Source organism: Micromonospora sp. NBC_00860 (assembly GCF_045207375.1).
GTDB classification, from domain to species: Bacteria; Actinomycetota; Actinomycetes; order Mycobacteriales; family Micromonosporaceae; genus Micromonospora; species Micromonospora vinacea.
The window spans coordinates 7,125,226-7,142,192 of sequence record NZ_CP108825.1 but is presented as its reverse complement, the minus strand read 5'-3'; the positions used below and the strand labels follow the sequence as shown (position 1 = coordinate 7,142,192).

At 72.5% G+C, this 16,967-nt stretch carries 17 protein-coding genes; 10 read left to right on the top strand and 7 right to left on the bottom strand.

The genetic code is table 11. From position 1 onward, the window contains the following. Positions 1 to 168: 168 nt before the first annotated feature. Positions 169 to 879 carry an SOS response-associated peptidase gene (locus OH804_RS33140; protein WP_196919604.1) on the bottom strand — a complete coding sequence of 237 codons (711 nt, stop codon included), beginning with the start codon at positions 877 to 879 and terminating at the stop codon, positions 169 to 171. 103 nt (positions 880 to 982) lie between these two features. Between OH804_RS33140 and aroA the strand changes: the two genes are divergently transcribed. Genes aroA through OH804_RS33120 form a run of 4 tightly spaced genes read left to right on the top strand, consistent with a single transcriptional unit; the run spans position 983 to position 5,177 of the window. Then, the gene (gene aroA / locus OH804_RS33135; protein ID WP_196919605.1) at positions 983 to 2,284 is read left to right on the top strand and encodes a 3-phosphoshikimate 1-carboxyvinyltransferase; all 1,302 of its coding nucleotides are present in this window, start codon (positions 983 to 985) and stop codon (positions 2,282 to 2,284) included. A gap of 55 nt (positions 2,285 to 2,339) precedes the next feature. After that, the gene (gene rsgA, locus OH804_RS33130) at positions 2,340 to 3,416 is read left to right on the top strand and encodes a ribosome small subunit-dependent GTPase A (RefSeq protein ID WP_196919606.1); all 1,077 of its coding nucleotides are present in this window, start codon (positions 2,340 to 2,342) and stop codon (positions 3,414 to 3,416) included. A gap of 28 nt (positions 3,417 to 3,444) precedes the next feature. Continuing rightward, on the top strand, positions 3,445 to 4,263 hold the full coding sequence (hisN, locus tag OH804_RS33125; RefSeq protein ID WP_196919607.1) for a histidinol-phosphatase: 819 nt from the start codon (positions 3,445 to 3,447) through the stop codon (positions 4,261 to 4,263). 59 nt (positions 4,264 to 4,322) lie between these two features. After that, positions 4,323 to 5,177 carry a hypothetical protein gene (locus tag OH804_RS33120; RefSeq protein ID WP_406066762.1) on the top strand — a complete coding sequence of 285 codons (855 nt, stop codon included), beginning with the start codon at positions 4,323 to 4,325 and terminating at the stop codon, positions 5,175 to 5,177. A 45-nt stretch (positions 5,178 to 5,222) separates the two neighbouring features. Here OH804_RS33120 and OH804_RS33115 read toward each other — a convergent pair whose 3' ends face one another. Next, on the bottom strand, positions 5,223 to 6,422 hold the full coding sequence (locus OH804_RS33115; protein WP_406061576.1) for a glycosyltransferase: 1,200 nt from the start codon (positions 6,420 to 6,422) through the stop codon (positions 5,223 to 5,225). A 224-nt stretch (positions 6,423 to 6,646) separates the two neighbouring features. Between OH804_RS33115 and OH804_RS33110 the strand changes: the two genes are divergently transcribed. The 3 genes from OH804_RS33110 (at position 6,647) to OH804_RS33100 (ending at position 9,098) form a co-directional block, all read left to right on the top strand. After that, positions 6,647 to 7,645 (top strand): SDR family oxidoreductase, encoded by a 999-nt coding sequence (locus OH804_RS33110; RefSeq protein WP_196919610.1) that lies wholly within the window; start codon positions 6,647 to 6,649, stop codon positions 7,643 to 7,645. Further along, the gene (locus tag OH804_RS33105; protein WP_196919611.1) at positions 7,645 to 8,436 is read left to right on the top strand and encodes an ATP-binding protein; all 792 of its coding nucleotides are present in this window, start codon (positions 7,645 to 7,647) and stop codon (positions 8,434 to 8,436) included. Before OH804_RS33110 ends, OH804_RS33105 begins: the two co-directional genes overlap by 1 nt. An 89-nt stretch (positions 8,437 to 8,525) precedes the next feature. After that, on the top strand, positions 8,526 to 9,098 hold the full coding sequence (locus tag OH804_RS33100) for a DUF5709 domain-containing protein (RefSeq protein ID WP_112583682.1): 573 nt from the start codon (positions 8,526 to 8,528) through the stop codon (positions 9,096 to 9,098). Positions 9,099 to 9,105: 7 nt separating this feature from the next. Here the strand turns inward: OH804_RS33100 and OH804_RS33095 are convergent, their stop codons facing one another. Beyond that, complete coding sequence (locus OH804_RS33095) at positions 9,106 to 9,759, bottom strand: response regulator transcription factor (protein ID WP_196924633.1); 654 nt, start codon at positions 9,757 to 9,759, stop codon at positions 9,106 to 9,108. Between the two features lie 14 nt (positions 9,760 to 9,773). Further along, on the bottom strand, positions 9,774 to 10,907 hold the full coding sequence (gene macS / locus OH804_RS33090; protein ID WP_406061574.1) for a MacS family sensor histidine kinase: 1,134 nt from the start codon (positions 10,905 to 10,907) through the stop codon (positions 9,774 to 9,776). A 119-nt stretch (positions 10,908 to 11,026) separates the two neighbouring features. On the opposite strand from macS, the gene OH804_RS33085 reads away from it, so the two are divergent. Beyond that, the gene (locus OH804_RS33085) at positions 11,027 to 11,482 is read left to right on the top strand and encodes an ATP-binding protein (protein ID WP_196919613.1); all 456 of its coding nucleotides are present in this window, start codon (positions 11,027 to 11,029) and stop codon (positions 11,480 to 11,482) included. A 232-nt stretch (positions 11,483 to 11,714) separates the two neighbouring features. Here the strand turns inward: OH804_RS33085 and OH804_RS33080 are convergent, their stop codons facing one another. Beyond that, entirely contained in the window at positions 11,715 to 12,653 is a 939-nt protein-coding gene (locus OH804_RS33080) for a ribose-phosphate pyrophosphokinase (RefSeq protein WP_091406120.1), read from the bottom strand. 106 nt (positions 12,654 to 12,759) lie between these two features. On the opposite strand from OH804_RS33080, the gene glpK reads away from it, so the two are divergent. Next, positions 12,760 to 14,244: a glycerol kinase GlpK gene (glpK, locus tag OH804_RS33075; protein ID WP_406061571.1), complete on the top strand. Its 1,485-nt coding sequence runs from the start codon at positions 12,760 to 12,762 to the stop codon at positions 14,242 to 14,244. 15 nt (positions 14,245 to 14,259) lie between these two features. Here the strand turns inward: glpK and OH804_RS33070 are convergent, their stop codons facing one another. Next, entirely contained in the window at positions 14,260 to 15,093 is an 834-nt protein-coding gene (locus OH804_RS33070) for a phosphoribosylaminoimidazolesuccinocarboxamide synthase (protein WP_406061569.1), read from the bottom strand. A gap of 138 nt (positions 15,094 to 15,231) precedes the next feature. Here OH804_RS33070 and OH804_RS33065 point away from each other — a divergent pair, with 138 nt between their 5' ends. Further along, a complete protein-coding gene (locus OH804_RS33065) occupies positions 15,232 to 16,551 on the top strand; it encodes an ABC transporter substrate-binding protein (protein WP_406061567.1) in 1,320 nt (439 codons plus the stop codon). Between the two features lie 47 nt (positions 16,552 to 16,598). Here OH804_RS33065 and OH804_RS33060 read toward each other — a convergent pair whose 3' ends face one another. Next, positions 16,599 to 16,847: a hypothetical protein gene (locus OH804_RS33060; RefSeq protein ID WP_196919617.1), complete on the bottom strand. Its 249-nt coding sequence runs from the start codon at positions 16,845 to 16,847 to the stop codon at positions 16,599 to 16,601. Positions 16,848 to 16,967: the final 120 nt, after the last annotated feature.

Below are 16,967 nucleotides of genomic sequence, written 5' to 3'. Positions count from 1 at the left end.
AGAGCTGTGGACGTCGTCCGCCCCGTGCGGATCGACTGCCACTACCGGCGCTGTGTTCTATCGCACTTCACAACACCGGGACAAGGGTCTGCCGGGAACCTGACTGAACAGCCAGGAGACGAATCGCGCGGAACCCTGGCAAATCGGCGGCCGACAATGCACGCAGCGTCAGAAGAGGGTCAGCTCCTGGGGAGTCACAGTCGGCGCCACCGCCACCCGGGCGGTCAGCTGCGGCCCGTCGTTGCGGACGTCCCCCACCGCCGCACCTACCGGGCGGATCTCCAACCCCGCCAACTGCTCCGCCGACGCCGGGACGAGCAGCCGCTCCGGCTCGTCGGTCGGCGCAAGCCACGACGACCAACGCTCGGGTGGCAGCAGCACCGGCATCCGGTCGTGCACCTCGGCCAGGTCGCCGAGCGCCGCGGTGGTCAGCACGCTGAACGTGAGCCGGGTCTCGGCGGCGGACTCCCAGACCGACCAGATGCCGGCCAACGCGAGCACCGAGCCGTCCCGGGGGGTCATGAAGTACGGCTGTCGTCCGCCGTCGGGCAGCCGGACCCACTCGTACCAGCCGTCGGCCGGGACCAGGCAGCGGCGACGGGAGAATGAGCCGGCGTACGCCCGGCTGGTGGCCACCGTCTCCGCCCGCGCGTTGATCATGCGGGCGGCGCCCGAGGCGGACCGGGACCAGTGCGGCAGCAGCCCCCAGCGGCCGACACAGAGGCTGCGGTGCCCCTCCGGACTGACCCGGACCAACGGCACCGGGTCGGTCGGCGCGACGTTGTGATCCGCTCGGACCAGGCCGTCGGAGTCGTCGGACGACTCGAACAGCGCGCTCAGCTCGCCGGAGCTCCGGGTCGTCGCGTACCTGCCGCACATGGGGCACACGCTAACGCGTCGGAGGCCCTGCCGGCTGTCCCGCCAACCGGGAGTACGAACGCCGGGCGCAGTCGCCCTCCCGCCGACACGGCAGAATGTAACCGTGGGCAACCTGACCGCGACCCGGCCGCCGCAGCCGTGGACCGCACCGACCGCATCCGACCCGGTGGCGGCGACGCTGCGCCTGCCCGGTTCCAAATCGATGACCGCCCGGGCCCTGGTGCTCAGCGCGTTGGCCGCCGGCCCGTCGACGCTGGCCCGGCCACTGCGCGCCCGCGACACCGAGTTGATGGCCGCCGGCCTGCGCGCGATGGGCGCGCACGTGTCGATCAGCGACGACGAGCGCTGGCTGGTCCGGCCGCACCCGCTGGTCGGCCCCGCCCACGTCGACGTGGGCCTGGCCGGCACCGTGATGCGGTTCGTGCCGCCGGTGGCCGGGCTGGCCGACGGGCCGGTCACCTTCGACGGCGACCCCTACGTTCGCACCCGGCCGCTCGGCCCGCTGGTCGGCGCACTGCGCTCGCTGGGTGTCCGGATCGACGTCACCGGCACCGGCAGCCTGCCGCTGACAGTGTTCGGCACCGGTGGGGTCACCGGCGGCGAGGTGGTGATCGACGCGTCCGTGTCCAGCCAGTTCGTCTCCGCGTTGTTGCTGGCCGCCCCGCGCTTCGACCGGGGCGTCGTGGTGCGCCACGTCGGCCCCCCGGTGCCCTCCGCGCCGCACCTGCGGATGACGGTGCGGATGCTGCGGGCCGCCGGCGCGGCCGTCGACGACAGCACCCCCGACGTGTGGACCGTCGAGCCCGGCCCGCTCACCGGCCGCGGCTGGGAGATCGAACCGGACCTCTCCGGCGCTGTGCCGTTCTTCGCCGCCGCCCTGGTCACCGGCGGCGAGGTCACCCTGCAGGGTTGGCCGCACAGCAGCGCGCAGCCGGTCGAGCAACTCCGCTCGCTGCTGCAACAGATGGGCGGCGAGGTCACCCTCTCCACAAACGGGCTGACCGTCCGGGGCACCGGCGTGGTGCACGGCCTGACCGCCGACCTCTCCGACGTCAGTGAGCTGACCCCGGCGCTGACCGCACTGGCCATGCTGGCCGACTCGCCGTCGGTCTTCACCGGCGTCGGGCACATCCGTGGCCACGAGACCGACCGGCTGACCGCGCTCACGCGCGAGTTCACCGCGCTCGGGGCGGACGTCACCGAAGCACCGGACGGGCTGGAGATCCGGCCCCGGCCGCTGCGCGGCGGGGTCTTCCGCACCTACCACGACCACCGGATGGCGCACGCCGCCGCAGTGGCCGGGCTCGCCGTTCCGGGCATCGAGTTGGACGACGTGGGGTGTACCTCGAAGACCATGCCCGAGTTCCCGGCACTATGGTCAGCGATGGTGACCGGCAAGAGCTGACGCGAGAAGAGGACAGGTCCTGGCGACCAAACGGCGGGAGTACGACGAGGACGACGTGCGGGTCCGGCCCGGGAAGTCGTCGCGCCCGCGTACGCGCACCCGCCCGCAGCACGCCGACGCTGTCGACGGGTTCGTCATCGCCGTCGACCGTGGGCGCTACACCTGCGTGCTCTCCGGGGCCGAGCGCGGCGTGGTCGGCGCCGAGCTGCCCACTGTCACCGCGATGCGGGCCCGCGAGCTGGGCCGCAAGTCGGTGGTGGTCGGTGACCGGGTCAGCCTGGTCGGCGACACGTCCGGGGCGGAGGGCGCGCTCGCCCGCATCGTCCGGATCGCCGAGCGTCGCTCGGTGCTGCGCCGCACCGCCGACGACGACGAGACCACCGCCGAGGGTCGGCTGGAACGGGTGGTGGTGGCCAACGCCGACCAGTTGGTGATCGTCAGCGCGTTGGCCGACCCACCGCCGCGCACCGGGTTCATCGACCGCTGCCTGGTGGCGGCGTACGACGCGGACGTCGAGCCGCTGCTCTGCCTCACGAAGGCCGACCTGGCCGGGCCGGAGGAGGTGCTCGGCTACTACACCGAGCTGGAGCTGCCGTACGTGCTCAACCGCCCCGACTCCGACCTCGACGCGCTCCGCTCGCTGCTCAGCGGCAAGGTGTCGGTGTTGGTCGGGCACTCCGGGGTGGGCAAGTCGACGCTGGTCAACCGCCTCGTTCCGGACGCGCTGCGCGCGGTCGGGGTGGTCAGCGCGATAGGCCGGGGCCGGCACACCTCGACCAGCGCGGTGGCGCTGCGGCTGCCACCGGTGCCCGGCGTCGACACCGACCCGGGCTGGATCATCGACACCCCCGGGATCCGCAGCTTCGGGTTGGCGCACGTCTCGGCCGACAGCCTGCTGCACGGCTTTCCGGACCTCGTCGAGGGCACCGTCGACTGCCCGCCGAACTGCCCGCACACAGCTGACGAGGCCGAGTGTGGGTTGGACGCGTGGGTGGCCGCCGGTAAGGCCGATCCGCGACGGCTGGCCTCGTACCGTCGGTTGCTCGCCTCACGGGCCGGCGAGGGTGACTCGCGCGGCGACAGCGACCAGCGCGGCCCTGGCGAGGGTGACCGGCGCGGCCCCGACGAGTGACCCGACGGGCGTGGGCTAGGTTGCCGGCATGACCGGGTACGCCGATGACCTCGCCCTCGCCCACCTGCTCGCCGACCGGGCCGACGCCATCGCCACGGCCCGGTTTCGCGCGCTCGACCTGCGCGTCGAGGCGAAACCCGACCTGACCCCGGTCTCCGACGCGGACACGGCCGTGGAGCGGGAGATCCGCGCCCTGCTCACCGAGCACCGGCCGGCCGACGGGCTGCTCGGTGAGGAGTACGGCGCGCAGCCGTCCGCCGACCCGAACGGCCGCCGGTGGATCATCGACCCGATCGACGGCACCAAGAACTTCGTCCGTGGCGTGCCGATCTGGGCGACCCTGATCGCGCTCTACGACGGCGACCGGCCGGCGGTCGGCGTGGTGTCCGCACCGGCGCTCGGACGACGCTGGTGGGCCAGCGCGGGCGCGGGCGCGTTCGCCGGGCCGGGCCCCGCGGCCGGCGAGCGGATCGGCGTGTCCGCGGTGCGTGGGATCCCCGATGCCAGCTTCTGTTACTCGTCGCTGAACGGGTGGGAGAGCGCCGGGCGGCTCGACGCGGTGCTCGACCTGATGCGGGACAGTTGGCGCAACCGGGCGTACGGCGACTTCTACGGTTACATGCTGCTGGCCGAGGGGGCACTCGACGTGATGGTCGAGCCGGAACTGTCGCTGTGGGACGTGGCGGCGCTGGTGCCGATCGTCACCGAGGCGGGTGGCACGGTCACGGATCTGACCGGACAACCGGCCCCCGCCGGCGCTCCGGGCACCGACAGCAGCGTGGTGGCCACCAACGGTGTGCTGCACGCCGACATCCTCACCCGCCTCAATCGACCAGCCGAGCGCTGACCCCCGGCAACCTCTATCCTCGCCAGGTGGTCTCCTCCGGTTGGTGTTTTCTCGCGGCGATGATCGTCGCGTACGGCTTCGCCAACCTGCTCCAGTCGGTGGCGGCGGCCCGCACCACCGTCCACCACACCTTCGATCCGGGCCTGCTGCTGCGCCTCGCCGGGCACCGGACGTACCTGGTCGGCCTCGGCTGTCAGATCGGCGGTTTCGTGCTCGCCTTCCTGGCCCGGCGGGACCTGCCGCTGTTCCTCGTGCAGGCCAGCGTGGCCGCCGGGCTCGGGGTGACCGCCATCCTCGGGGTGCTGGTGCTGAAGTGGCGACTGCCGGCGGCGGAGGTGGTGCTGCTGGCGCTGCTCTTCGCGGGGATAACCGGGCTGGTGCTGTCCGCCCGGCCGGCGCCGTCGAAGCAGCTCGGCACCGCCGGCTCGATCGCCCTGCTGGTGGCGCTCGGTGTGATCGCTGTGCTCGGTTTCTTCGCCGTGCGGCTGCACGGGGCGCCGGGTTCGGTGGCCCTCGGTTCACTGGCCGGGCTGGCGTTCAGCTCGGCCGCGGTCGCCGCCCGGCCACTGGCGTCCGCGCCGTCCGCTGAGGCGTTCCTCGCCGACCCGTTGTTCTACCTGCTGATCGCCCACTCGATAGTGGGTCAGCTGCTGCTCGGCCTGGCCATGCAGCGCGGCTCGACGACCGCCGCGGTCGCCGCGATGGACGCCGCCGGCGCGGTGCCGGCCGCGATCGTCGGCCTGCTGCTGCTCAACGACAAGATCTGGCCGGGGCGGGAGTGGCTGGCCGCTGTCGGTTTCCTGGTCACCCTGGCCGCGGTGATCGGCCTGACCCGGTACGCCGAACCGCAGCAGCACCGCTCGGTGGCACGCCGTCGGGACCGCGCCATGGTCGGTGCCGGCCGGCCGGGCTGACCATCCGGCACCGCACCACTGAAGAGGTGCCGCAGCACCATCCGATCAGGCCTCGACCGGCTTGCGGCGACTCACCACCCGCTCGTAGAGACGCTCCAACGCACCGGCGGTCCGCTCCCAGGTGTAGCTGCTGCGCACCCGGTCCACGGCGGCGTGCCCGTACGCGAACCGACCGGCGTTGTCGGCGAGCAGCCGGCGTAGCGACACCCCGAGTGTCCGTACGTCACCGGGGGGCACCAGACGGCCGGTGACCTCGTCGACGACGGCGTCCGCCAGGCCGCCCATCGCGTAGCCGATCACCGGCACCCCGCAGGCCATCGCCTCCAGTGAGACCCGCCCGGCCGAGGAGTAGTGCGGCGTGCAGGCGACCACGTCCGCCGACCGGTACCAGGTGGCCATCTGGTCGTGCGGCACCGCCCCGACGAGCCGTACCTGGTCGACGACGCCGAGCTGTTCGGCGAGCTCACGCAGTCGTCGCGCCTCGGCGTGGTTGGTCAACTGGTCGACCGGTGGCCCACCGGCGATCACCAGCTCGGCGTCACCGACCAGCCGCATCGCCCGGATCAGGTCCTCCTGGCCGTGCCCGGCGGCGAGCGAGCCCACCGAGAGGATGCGGGGTCGCTGTTCGCGCGGTGCGGCCTCGCCGTCGGGGTGGAACAGGTCGATGTCGACGCCGGCCGGCACCAACGCGACCGAACTACGTTGCAGACCCATCCGGGTGAGCTCGTCTACCTCGTCGTTGGACTGGGCCACGGCGATGTCGACCGCCCGGGTCAACGCGCGCTCCAGCGTGATCCGCTGGCCCGGCCCGTCGTAGTGGCCGCCCAGGTGACGCAGTTGCTCGATGCCGAGCGAGTGGAACGTCTGCACCACCGGGATGTCGGTCTCCCGAACGGCGTGCGCGGCGGCCAGACCACCGACCCAGTAGTGCCCGTGCACCACCTCGGGCCGCCAGGCACCCGACCAGTCGTCGGCCAGCCAACGGCCGACCTCCGTCACGTACGGGATCAGCTCGGCGGTGGGCAGTGGGGTGGGCGGGCCGGCGGGCACCTGGTGCACCTGGTAGCCGTCGACGTTCATCGTCGGCGGCAACGTCGGGTCGTCCCGGCGCACGTAGAGCCGGACGTCATGGCCTCGCTCGGCCAGCTCGGCGGCGACCCGCGCGGTGTGCTGTCGGGTGCCGACCGGTGGGCCGTCGGCGTGGCGGTAGGAACTGGCGTGCGCGCAGACGAGGCCGACGCGCATGGGTCACCTCCCTGCGATCTTTCCTCGGCGGTGGTCCTCCCGGTCAGAGCGTCCCATTAACCCCGCGACGCTGAGCCGAAACCTGGCAGATCAGGAAGAGTCAGCGCGAGTGCCACCGACACTTGCGCCACGGCAAGCACAGGCGGCACACGACAGCGGGGTTCGACGATGATCGACAAGCCGTGGTCGGTGTGACCAGGGCCGGCCGGGGGTACCGATCAGGAATGCCGCTGACCCGCAGTCTCGACGATTCGACCGTGGTGATCACCGGCGCGTCCAGCGGGATCGGCACGGCGACCGCTTACGCACTGGCCCGCCGGGGCGCCGCCGTCGTGCTGGCCGCCCGCAGCGAGCCCGCCCTGCGACAGGTCGCGCAGCGCTGCCGGGAGTTGGGCGGCCGGGCGCTTGTCGTACCGACCGACGTGACCGACCTGGATTCGGTGCGGCGGCTGGCCGATCAGGCGGCGGCCGAGTTCGGCCGGATCGACGCCTGGGTGAACAACGCCGCGGTGAGCGCCGTGGGTCTGTTCGACGAGATACCGGTCGCCGAGTTCCGCCGGGTGCTGGAGGTCAACCTGCTCGGGACGGTGCACGGGATCAAGGCGGCCCTGCCCTACCTGGGCGCCGCCGGTGGCGGTGTGCTGGTCAACAACGCCTCCGTGTTGGCCGAGGTAGCCATGCCGTACCAGTCGGCGTACAACGCCACCAAGCACGGCATCCGAGGGCTGGCCGACACCGTCCGCCAGGAGCTGCGGGTCACCGGTCGGGGCCACATCTCCGTCTGCACAGTGCTGCCGGCCACTATCGACACTCCGTTCTTCCGGCACACGGGCAACCACAGCGGCCGGGAACTGGTGCCGCCTCCTCCGATCTACCCGCCGGAGGTGGTCGCCGAGACCATCGTCCGGCTGCTGCGCCGGCCCCGCCGCGAGGCGTACGCCGGTGGCGCGGCCCGGCTGATCGGTCTGCAGTGGCGGCTGGCGCCCGCGCTGGTGGAGCGCACCCTCGGCTGGTACGCCCACCGCACCCAGTTCGGTCCGGGCGCCCGGGTGGACAGCAGCGGCAACGTGTTCCACGCCGACGCTCAGGGCCGCCAGGACGGTGGCTGGCAGGGTCGACGACGTCAGTTGGTGCGGATGACCGCCGCGTTCGGTCTGGCCGCCGCCGGCACCGCTGTCGGCACCCTGGCCGCCATCAGCCGCCGCTCCCGGTCGGACCACTGATGGCCGATGTCGAGCGCCCAAATGCGCTGACCGTCACCGGCGCGCACAATGGGACGATCATGTCGAGCTGTCTCGTGGAAATCGACGAGTCGTCAGCGGTGGTCCGGCTGACCGGTGTGCTCGACGCCGCCGGCGCCGAGACGGTACGCGGCGCGCTGCTCGCCCGCCTGGTGGACCGGCCCGGTCCGGTGGTGGCCGACGTGACCGGTCTGCGGGTCGTCGACTCGGCCGGGCGGGGCGTCTTCGCCGACGTCCGCCGGGAGGTCGCCGACTGGCCCGCAGCGGATCTGCTGCTGTGTGACCCGGCTGTCGACGGGCCCGCCCACCCGGACGCCGCGCTCGCCAACGTGCCGGCCTGGCCGACGCTCGACGAAGCGCTGGCCGCAGTCGCGGCGACGCCCCTGGCTGCGGTGCTCACGGCCGAACTGGCCCCGGCGGTGGGGGCCGCCCGGTTGGCGCGCGAGCTGGTCACCACAGGTTGCGAGCGCTGGGGCATGCCGACGCTCACCGACCCGGCGTGCATCGCGGTCACCGAATTGGTCAACAACGTGGTGGCGCACGCACAGACCCCGATGACGGTTCGGCTGGCGCCCCAGGACAGCACCCTGCACCTGGCGGTTCGGGACCACTCCCCGCGTCGGCCGACGTTCGCCGGGATATCCCCGCCGAACCGGGTGGGCGGCCGGGGCCTGCTGCTGATCGACACGGTGACGCGCCGCTGGGGCAGCAGCGCCGTACCGGACGGCAAGGTCGTCTGGTGCGTGCTGCACCCTGACGACGAGGCCGTCTGACGGGGGCTTTCGCCGTCGCCGCCCGGTTCGGCGGCGTACCGCCGAAGGTCGTCCGGTTATGGCGGCAGGGCAGCGGGTAGTGATCAGACATGCGCGACAACGAGTACCCGACCCCCGTGTCCGACACCGAGGCGCAAGGGCTGCCCGACACCGCCGATGACGACTCGACCGCCAACGACGACGTCCTCACCGGGCGCGAGGCGGACGGCCCGGACCCGGCCCAACTGCCCGGCGACCGGACGCCGGTGGCGGTGGACCGGTTCGGAACGACCGCCGAGGAGCAGCTCGACGGTGAGTCCCTGGACTACAAGCTCGACCGCGAGGTCTACGAGCGCCCGGCGGACGACCCGCTGGCCGGCACGATCGACCCGAAGATCGCCTTCGAGGCGGACAACCTGGAAGCCGCGGCGGAGGCTCAGCTGGACGCCGACGTGATGGATCCCGGGCCGACCTCGGACCCGAACTCACCGGTCTCCCTCTACGACCACGGTCAGCTCGGCACGGTGGCCGACGCCACTGTGGGCCGGCTGGTGGAACCGGACGAGGGGTCGCACACCGACCAGGAGACCGACTCGGTGGCGTACGACGCCGGATCGGCCGGGGGCGGGGCGACCGCCGAGGAACTGGCCATCCACGAGACGGAGCCGCCGCGCTCGGTGTGACGTCCGCTCAGTCGTCCAGGCCGCGTTCGATGGCGTAACGGGTCAGCTCGACCCGGTTGTGCAGTTGCAGCTTGCCCAGGGTGTTCTGCACGTGGTTCTGCACGGTGCGGTGCGACAGGCCGAGCCGCTGGGCGATCTGCTTGTACGACATCCCCTTCGCCACCAGCCGCAGCACCTCCGTCTCCCGTTCGGTGAGCTGGGGCGTCGCGGGTTCGGCAGCGCCGGCCGGGCCGGTCCCCCGCCCCGGTCCGGCGGCCAGCCGGCGGTACTCACCGAGCACCAGCCCGGCCAGGCCGGGGGTGAAGACCGCGTCGCCGGCCGCGGTGCGGTGGACCGCCTCCAGGAACTCGGCGGGCGCTGTCGACTTCACCAGGTAACCGGTGGCTCCGGCCTTGACCGCGTCCAGCACGCTCTGCTGTTCGCCGCTGGCGCTGAGCATCAGCACCCGCACGGCGGGCAGTGCCGCGCGCAGCCCCAGGATCACCTCGACGCCGGAGATGTCCGGTAGTTGCAGGTCGAGGACGACCACGTCGGGCCGGGCGGCGGCGGCCACCCGGATGGCCTGCCGTCCCTCGCCGCTGGTCGCCACCACCAGGAAACCGGCCTCGGTCAGGTCGCGGGCCACGCCCTCCCGCCACATCGGATGGTCGTCCACCACCATCACCCGGATCGGGTTCACAGCGGTGACCTCGGCACGCTCAGCTCGATCTCGGTGCCGGCCTCGGGGGCGGACACGATCCGTACCGTGCCGCCCACGTCGGCCACCCGGCCCCGGATCGACTGGGTCACCCCGAGCCGACCCTGGGCGGCGGCCTCGTCCAGCCGACCGTCCGGGATGCCCGGCCCCTCGTCGCGGATCGACACGGTCACCGTCGCCCCCTCGTCCTCGATCAGCAGCCAGGCCCGCCCACCGGCGTGCCGTCCCACGTTGTCCAGAGCCGCGCCGGTCGCGGCGGCCAACTCGCCGGCCACCCGTCGCGGCAGCGGCACCGCTGTGGCCGGGGCGGAGAGCGCCACCGTCGCGGAGGCGTACCGGCCGAGCAGGGTCCGCAGGTCCACCGCCTCGCCGCTGTCCGGGGGGCTGCCGGCGGCCGGGCCGGCGTCGGCGATCAGCGCCCGCAGGGCAGCCTCCTGCTCGCCGGCCAGCCGGGCCAGCTCACCGGCCTCCCCGGGCAGGTCGGCGCCGCGCCGTTGCACCAGCGCCAGGACCTGGAGCACCGAGTCGTGGATGTCCCGGGCCAGCCGCTCCCGCTCCCGGGTGGCGGCCTCCAGCTCCACCGCGCGCTGCAGGCGCTCCTCGGCGCTCGCCGCCAGCCGGGCCACGTGACCGACCACCACTCCGGCGAGCAGCATCAGGATCACCCCGGTGAACGAGGACTGGCCGATCCGCTCCCGGGTGGCCAGGTCCGCGCCGGCGACCAGCAGCGCGGCCACCGTGCCCCGCCGCCGGCCGCCGGAGACGGCCCAGGCCAGCACCGGGCCGGCCATCCAGGCCACCCCCAGGGTGGGTACGCCGTGGCTGAGCGCCGTCCGGCCGACCGCCCACGGGGTGGCCAGCACGATGGCCATCACCACCCCGAGGTCGGCCAGCAGCAGCGGCCAGCGCCGCCAGGCAGGGCGGGCGTACCCGATCGCTGTCGCACCGGTCCAGATGATCATCAGCAGGATCAGGGCGCCGACGGCGTACGGGTGGGCGTACCGGTCGGCGTCGCGCACCGCGAGCGCGCAGACGTACGCCAGGGACGCCAGCCTGAACACGGTGAGCGCACGCCACAGCGGCACCTCGTATCCACCCGGCGGCGACGGCATGGCGGTCAGGATGCCACAACCGGGCCGCCGCACGGCGAGCAGCGAGTGCGGTTCAGGAAACCCTGACGTACGGTGGAAAAGCCGCGAAATACTCCGAGATGCGCCGCCGGGACGGGCCCATGACGAACGCAGACCCGCACGCACCGCGTACGGTTGTGCCCATCGAACCTGCCCTCCTGATCGCCGAGGCCTTCGACCAGGCCCAGGTGACCGAGATTCGACACTCGGTCACCTCCTGCGCGCACGCCTCGGGACTCAGCGGCCAACGGCTGGACGACTTCGTGCTCGCGATCAACGAACTGATCACCAACGCGGTGCGACACGGCGGCGGGCGCGGCTGGCTGCGGCTCTGGCAGGAGTCGGGTGTGCTGGTCTGCGAGGTCGCCGACCACGGGAACGGGATCACCCCGCAGCGGCTGGGCGACCGCAGCCGACCGGCCCCGGACACCGCCGGCGGTTGGGGTCTCTGGTTGGCCCGTGAGCTCACCGACGCGATGGAAGTCGTCACCGGCAACGCCGGCACCACCGTCCGCATCACGACGGGCCTGACCACCCACAACCCCACCCCGCGCTAACCCCCGCCCCCGCCCCCGCCCCCGCCCCCGCTCCCACCCCCGCCCGTCGATCATGGAGTCGTGGTGGGTGACAGCTCCACGTCCGCCCCTTATGCGAGGCACCACAACTCCATGATCGACGCAGGTCAGCCCGGACGTTTCGGCGATCTTGCAGTTTCGGTTGTCTGGATGAGTGGAATATCCCTTATGTCGCGACAGAAACCGCAAGATCGCGCGGGTAGGCGAGGTCGGGTCAGGCGAAGAGGGCGGAGACGGATTCGCCGTTGTGGATTCGGCGCGTCGCCTCGGCCAGGGCCGGAGCAACCGACAGGACCTGCAACTTGGGGACCCGCTTGGCGGCCGGAATGGGCACCGTGTTGGTGCAGACGATCTCCAGGACGCCGTCCTGGTCGCTGAGCCGCTGCAACGCGTCTCCGGAGAAGAGGCCGTGCGTGCAGGCGAGCCGGATCGACCGGACCTTCAGGCCCCGCAGATGCTCCATCAACTCGACCACAGTGCTGCCCTTGGCGATCTCGTCGTCCAGCACGATGACGTCCCGGTCGGTCACGTCGCCGATCACCGCGCTGATCTTGACCAGGTCGTCGCTGAACCGCTGCTTCGCCCCGGCCGCGACCGGCGTGCCCAGCAGCCGGGCGAAGGCCGCGGCCTCCTTGGCGTTGCCCAGGTCGGGCGAGACCACCACCGTGTTGCTGAGGTCGTAACGCCGGAAGTGGGTGGCCAGCTCCCGCAGCGCGTGCAGGTGATCCACCGGGACGCTGAAGAAGCCGTGCACCTGCGGCGAGTGCAGGGTCATCGCGAGCACCCGGTCCGCACCGGCCGAGGTGAGCAGATCGGCGACGAGCCGGGCGCCGATCGAGATCCGTGGCGCGTCCTTCTTGTCCGACCGGGCGTACGCGTAGTGCGGCAGCACCACGGTGATCCGACCGGCGGAGGCACCCCGGGCGGCGTCGATCATCAGCAGCAGCTCGACCAGGTGCTCCTGCACCGGCGGCACCAACGGCTGGATCAGGAAGACGTCCCGCTCCCGGCAGTTGGCCTGCAACTGGACTTCCAGACAGTCGTTCGCGAACCGGGAGACCCGCACCGGGTGCAGCGGCACCCCCAGGTGGGCGCAGATCTCGGCAGCCAGGTCGGGATGGGCGGTTCCACTGAAAACTGCGATGTCGCGCACGTTCGCACATCGTAGGGGAAGCGGACGGCCACCGATCGGCGGCGGGCCGGAACCCACCCACAGTGACGCCTGTCGCGCCGCGCCGTCGTCCGGGTACGGTGCTGCGGTGACCCCCCAGTACGTCGCCGCCATCGACCAGGGCACCACCTCCTCGCGGTGCATCGTCTTCGACCGGGCCGGGGACATCGTCGCCGTGGCCCAGCGCGAGCACCGGCAGATCTTCCCCCGACCGGGGTGGGTGGAGCACGACGCCGAGGAGATCTGGGACAACGTCCAGCAGGTGGTCGCCGAGGCGCTGCGGGCCGCGGGTACCGACGCGTCCGGGCTGGCCGCCGTCGGCATCACCAACCAGCGGGAGACCACAGTCGTCTGGGACCGGGCCACCGGGCGCCCGGTGGCCAACGCCATCGTCTGGCAGGACACCCGGACCGGGCCGCTCCTGCGCGAGCTCGCCTCGGCGTACGGCGAGGAGCGGTTCCGGGCCCGGACGGGCCTGCCGCTGGCCACCTACTTCGCCGGGCCGAAGCTGCGCTGGCTGCTCGACGAGGTCGACGGCCTGCGCGAGCGCGCCGAGCGCGGCGAGGTGCTCTTCGGCACCATGGACAGCTGGCTGATCTGGAAGCTGACCGGCGAGCACGTCACCGACGTGACAAACGCCAGCCGGACCATGCTGATGGACCTCACGACCCTGGACTGGGCACCGGAACTGCTGGACGCGATGGGCGTGCCGGCGGCGATGCTGCCGGAGATCCGCTGCTCCGCCGAGGTGTACGGCACTGCCGGCGGGGTGCTCGCCGGGGTGCCGGTGGCCAGCGCGCTCGGCGACCAGCAGGCCGCCCTGTTCGGGCAGACCTGCTTCCAGCCGGGCGAGGCGAAGTGCACCTACGGCACCGGCAGCTTCCTGCTGCTCAACACCGGCGCCAGCCCGGTCCCGTCGACACACGGCCTGCTCACGACGGTCGCCTACCAGATCAAGGGCCAACCACCGGCGTACGCCCTCGAGGGCGCCATCGCGGTCACCGGCTCACTGGTGCAGTGGCTGCGGGACAACCTCGGGTTGATCTCCACGGCCGCCGAGGTGGAGGAGTTGGCCGGCACCGTTGACGACAACGGCGGCTGCTACGTGGTGCCGGCGTTCTCGGGGCTGTTCGCCCCGCACTGGCGCAGCGACGCCCGCGGGGTGATCGCCGGCCTGACCGGCTACATCACCAAGGGGCACCTGGCGCGTGCGGTGTTGGAGGCGTCGGCGTGGCAGACCCGCGAGGTGGTCGACGCGATGAACGCCGACTCGGATGTGGCGCTGCGCCGGCTCCGGGTGGACGGCGGGATGACCGCCAACGGCCTGCTCATGCAGTTCCTCGCCGATGTGCTCGACGTGCCGGTGGTCCGCTCCCGGATCACCGAGACCACCTGCCTGGGCGCCGCGTACGCGGCCGGCCTGGCGGTCGGCTTCTGGCCGGACCTGGCCACGTTGCGGGCACAGTGGCGCTCGGACGCGCAGTGGGGGCCGACAATGGCGGCGGACCTGCGCGATCGGGAGCTGCACAACTGGCGCAAGGCCGTGCAGCGCACCCTCGACTGGGTGGAGTGACCGCCGGTCCGGCGGTCACTCCCAGCGGTTACCGGTGAGCTTCTCGTAGACGTCGATGTAGCGGGCCCGGGTGGCCTCGACCACCTCGGCCGGCATGTCCGGGGCGGGGTCCTGCTTGTTCCAGCCGCTGCCGGTGGCCCAGTCCCGCACGTACTGCTTGTCGTAGGAGAACTGCACCCGCCCCGGCTGGTACGACTCGGCGGGCCAGAACCGCGACGAGTCGGAGGTGAGCAGCTCGTCGGCGAGGACCAGGGTGCCGTCCGGCGCCCAGCCCAACTCGATCTTGGTGTCGGCGACCAGGATGCCCCGGTCGGCGGCCAGCTCGGCGCCGCGCCGGTAGATGTCGATGGTGATCTGCCGTAGCCGCTCGGCGGTGGCCTGGCCCACCTTGTCCACCACGTCGTCGTACGTGATGGGTTCGTCGTGCTCGCCCATCGGCGCCTTGCTCGACGGGGTGAAGATCGGCTCGGGCAGGATCGACGCCTCGCCCAGCCCTCGCGGCAGTGCTACGCCGGAGACGGCGCCGGTCCGCTCGTACTCCCGTAGGCCGCCGCCGGTGAGGTAGCCGCGAGCGACGCACTCGACCGGGAGCATGTCCAGCCGCTGGCAGCGGATGGCCCGCCCGGCGAACTCGGCGGGCACGTCGGTGGCGGAGATGACGTGGTTTGGCACCAGGTCGGCGAGCTGCTCGAACCACCAGAGGGAGAGCGCGGTGAGCAGGCGGCCCTTGTCCGGGATCGGCGTCGGCAGCGCCACGTCGTAGATCGAGATGCGATCCGAGGCGACCAGGATCAGGTCGTCGCCGTCGGCGTAGACGTCCCGAACCTTGCCCGAGTGCAGAAGTTCCACGCGCCCTAGTACACCACGCGACATTGGAAGGGCCTGATTCGACCACCCAGCCGAGGGTGACCGGACGGACGTTGACACCTTCGTGCGCTGCCTGCGTGAATGGTCCGACCGCCACCCCAGTAGGTCCAGGAGAGCCCCGTGCCCGTTGTTCGACCCCCGCTCGACCGCCTCGGTGCCGACCCGGGCCGGCGCCGACTGCTCGGCGCACTGCTCGGCGCACCTCTGCTCGCGTCCGGCGGGCTGGCGGGTTGCAGCGACGGCGCCGCCACCTCGACCCAGGACGGGCCCGTCGAGCTGTCGGTCTTCTGGTGGGGTGGCACCAAGCGGGCCGAGCTCACCGAGAAGGCGCTGCGGCTCTACTCGGATCGCAACCCCCGGGTCACCTTCCGGGTCACCTGGCAGGGCGCCGACGGCTACTACGACCGGCTGGCCACCCAGGCGGGCGGCGGGAACGTACCGGACCTGATCCAGATCGACGACGCCATGCTGACCGAGTACACGCAACGTCAGGTCATCCTCGACCTCACCGACCACAACCTGGATCTCCGGGGCCTGCCGGAGGGCCTGATCCGCTACGGCACTGTGGAAGGGCGGACGATGGCGGTGGCCGCCGGGCAGACCCACGGCGTCGTGGTGTTCAACCGGGACCTGCTGCGGGACCTGCAGATGCCGGAGCCCCGCGCCGGGATGAGCTGGCCCGACTACATCTCCTGGGCCACGCAGGTCACCGAGGCCAGCGACGGCCAGGTGGCCGGCACCATGGACGGGTCGGGTGACTACCGGGCGCTCTGGCTCTGGCTGCGGTCGCAGGGCGGCGAGTTCTACCGGGGCAACCAGCTCGGCTTCGGCGCGGACGAGCTGATCGCGTGGTTCGAGCTGTGGCAGCGGGCCCGCAGGGGGCGGGCCACGCCGAGCGCGGCGCTCGTCGAGCAGGCCGACAGCGGCGAGCCGGCCCGGCAACTGGTGGTGAACGGGGTGACCGCTGCGTCCTTCGCGTGGTCCCACCAGCTGCCCGAGCTGCAACGACTCACCGATTCCGAGTTGGGCATCGTCGGCTTTCCCGGCCCGCCCGGCGCTCAGTGGGCGCGGGCGTCGATGTACTGGGCGGCGTTCCGGGGCACCCGCCACCCGGACGCGGTCGCCGACGTGATCAACTTTCTGACCACAAACGGTGAGGTTGGCACGGTCCTCGGCCACGAGCGTGGGCTGAACCCCAGTGCCGCGGTGCGCCGCTACGCCGAGGGCAGCATCACCGACTCGGCCCAGCGGCGTGCCGCCGCGTTCGGCGCCAGCATCGCCGACCAGCTCGGGCCGGCGCCGGCCCCACCACCCAAGGGGCACGCGAAGGTGCGCACCCTGCTGGTCACCGCCGCCGAGCGCATCCGCGTCAAGCGCGACGGCACCCGCGAGGCCACCGCGCGCTTCCTGTCCCAGGCCATCGCGGCCCTGGCGGTGTGAGCACCGGCGGCCGGCCGCTGGGTGACCCGTCGGTGTCTCCGGCCCGGTCAGCGCGGCGGGCCACCCCGGCGGTTGCGCATCAGCCGCAGCACCAGGAACACGACGATCGCCACCACCACCAGGCAGCAGAGCAGCGGAAGTATCCCGAAGCCGCCGCGGCTTCGCCGCCGAGCGGCCTCCACCACGAGTTCGCCGGTGCCCGTGGACGCCCAGGCCGCCACGGGCACGAAGACCGCCAGTACGACCGCACCGAAGACCGCGCTGAGGCGGCCCCACCACTTACCGAATGAAGACATGTGCCCATCCTCGCCGAAGGGTGCAACCTCGGCACGTCGGTCCACGCCGAATCACGGAACCGGAATCGTCCGGAACTCTCCGGCCGGCGCGCAACGTGCTCGCAACGTCCCGGCAAAGAT

Excerpts from the sequence above, each read along its gene's own strand:
- macS (WP_406061574.1), bottom strand. The coding sequence starts at position 10,907 with ATGCCGTCGCCGCCGGGTGGATACGAGGTGCCGCTGTGGCGTGCGCTC.
- OH804_RS33115 (WP_406061576.1), bottom strand. The coding sequence starts at position 6,422 with ATGCGCGTCGGCCTCGTCTGCGCGCACGCCAGTTCCTACCGCCACGCC.
- OH804_RS33105 (WP_196919611.1), top strand. The coding sequence starts at position 7,645 with ATGGCCGATGTCGAGCGCCCAAATGCGCTGACCGTCACCGGCGCGCAC.
- OH804_RS33140 (WP_196919604.1), bottom strand. The coding sequence starts at position 879 with ATGTGCGGCAGGTACGCGACGACCCGGAGCTCCGGCGAGCTGAGCGCG.
- hisN (WP_196919607.1), top strand. The coding sequence starts at position 3,445 with ATGACCGGGTACGCCGATGACCTCGCCCTCGCCCACCTGCTCGCCGAC.
- OH804_RS33120 (WP_406066762.1), top strand. The coding sequence starts at position 4,323 with ATGATCGTCGCGTACGGCTTCGCCAACCTGCTCCAGTCGGTGGCGGCG.
- OH804_RS33085 (WP_196919613.1), top strand. The coding sequence starts at position 11,027 with ATGACGAACGCAGACCCGCACGCACCGCGTACGGTTGTGCCCATCGAA.
- OH804_RS33100 (WP_112583682.1), top strand. The coding sequence starts at position 8,526 with ATGCGCGACAACGAGTACCCGACCCCCGTGTCCGACACCGAGGCGCAA.
- OH804_RS33060 (WP_196919617.1), bottom strand. The coding sequence starts at position 16,847 with ATGTCTTCATTCGGTAAGTGGTGGGGCCGCCTCAGCGCGGTCTTCGGT.
- OH804_RS33095 (WP_196924633.1), bottom strand. The coding sequence starts at position 9,759 with ATGGTGGTGGACGACCATCCGATGTGGCGGGAGGGCGTGGCCCGCGAC.
- OH804_RS33110 (WP_196919610.1), top strand. The coding sequence starts at position 6,647 with ATGCCGCTGACCCGCAGTCTCGACGATTCGACCGTGGTGATCACCGGC.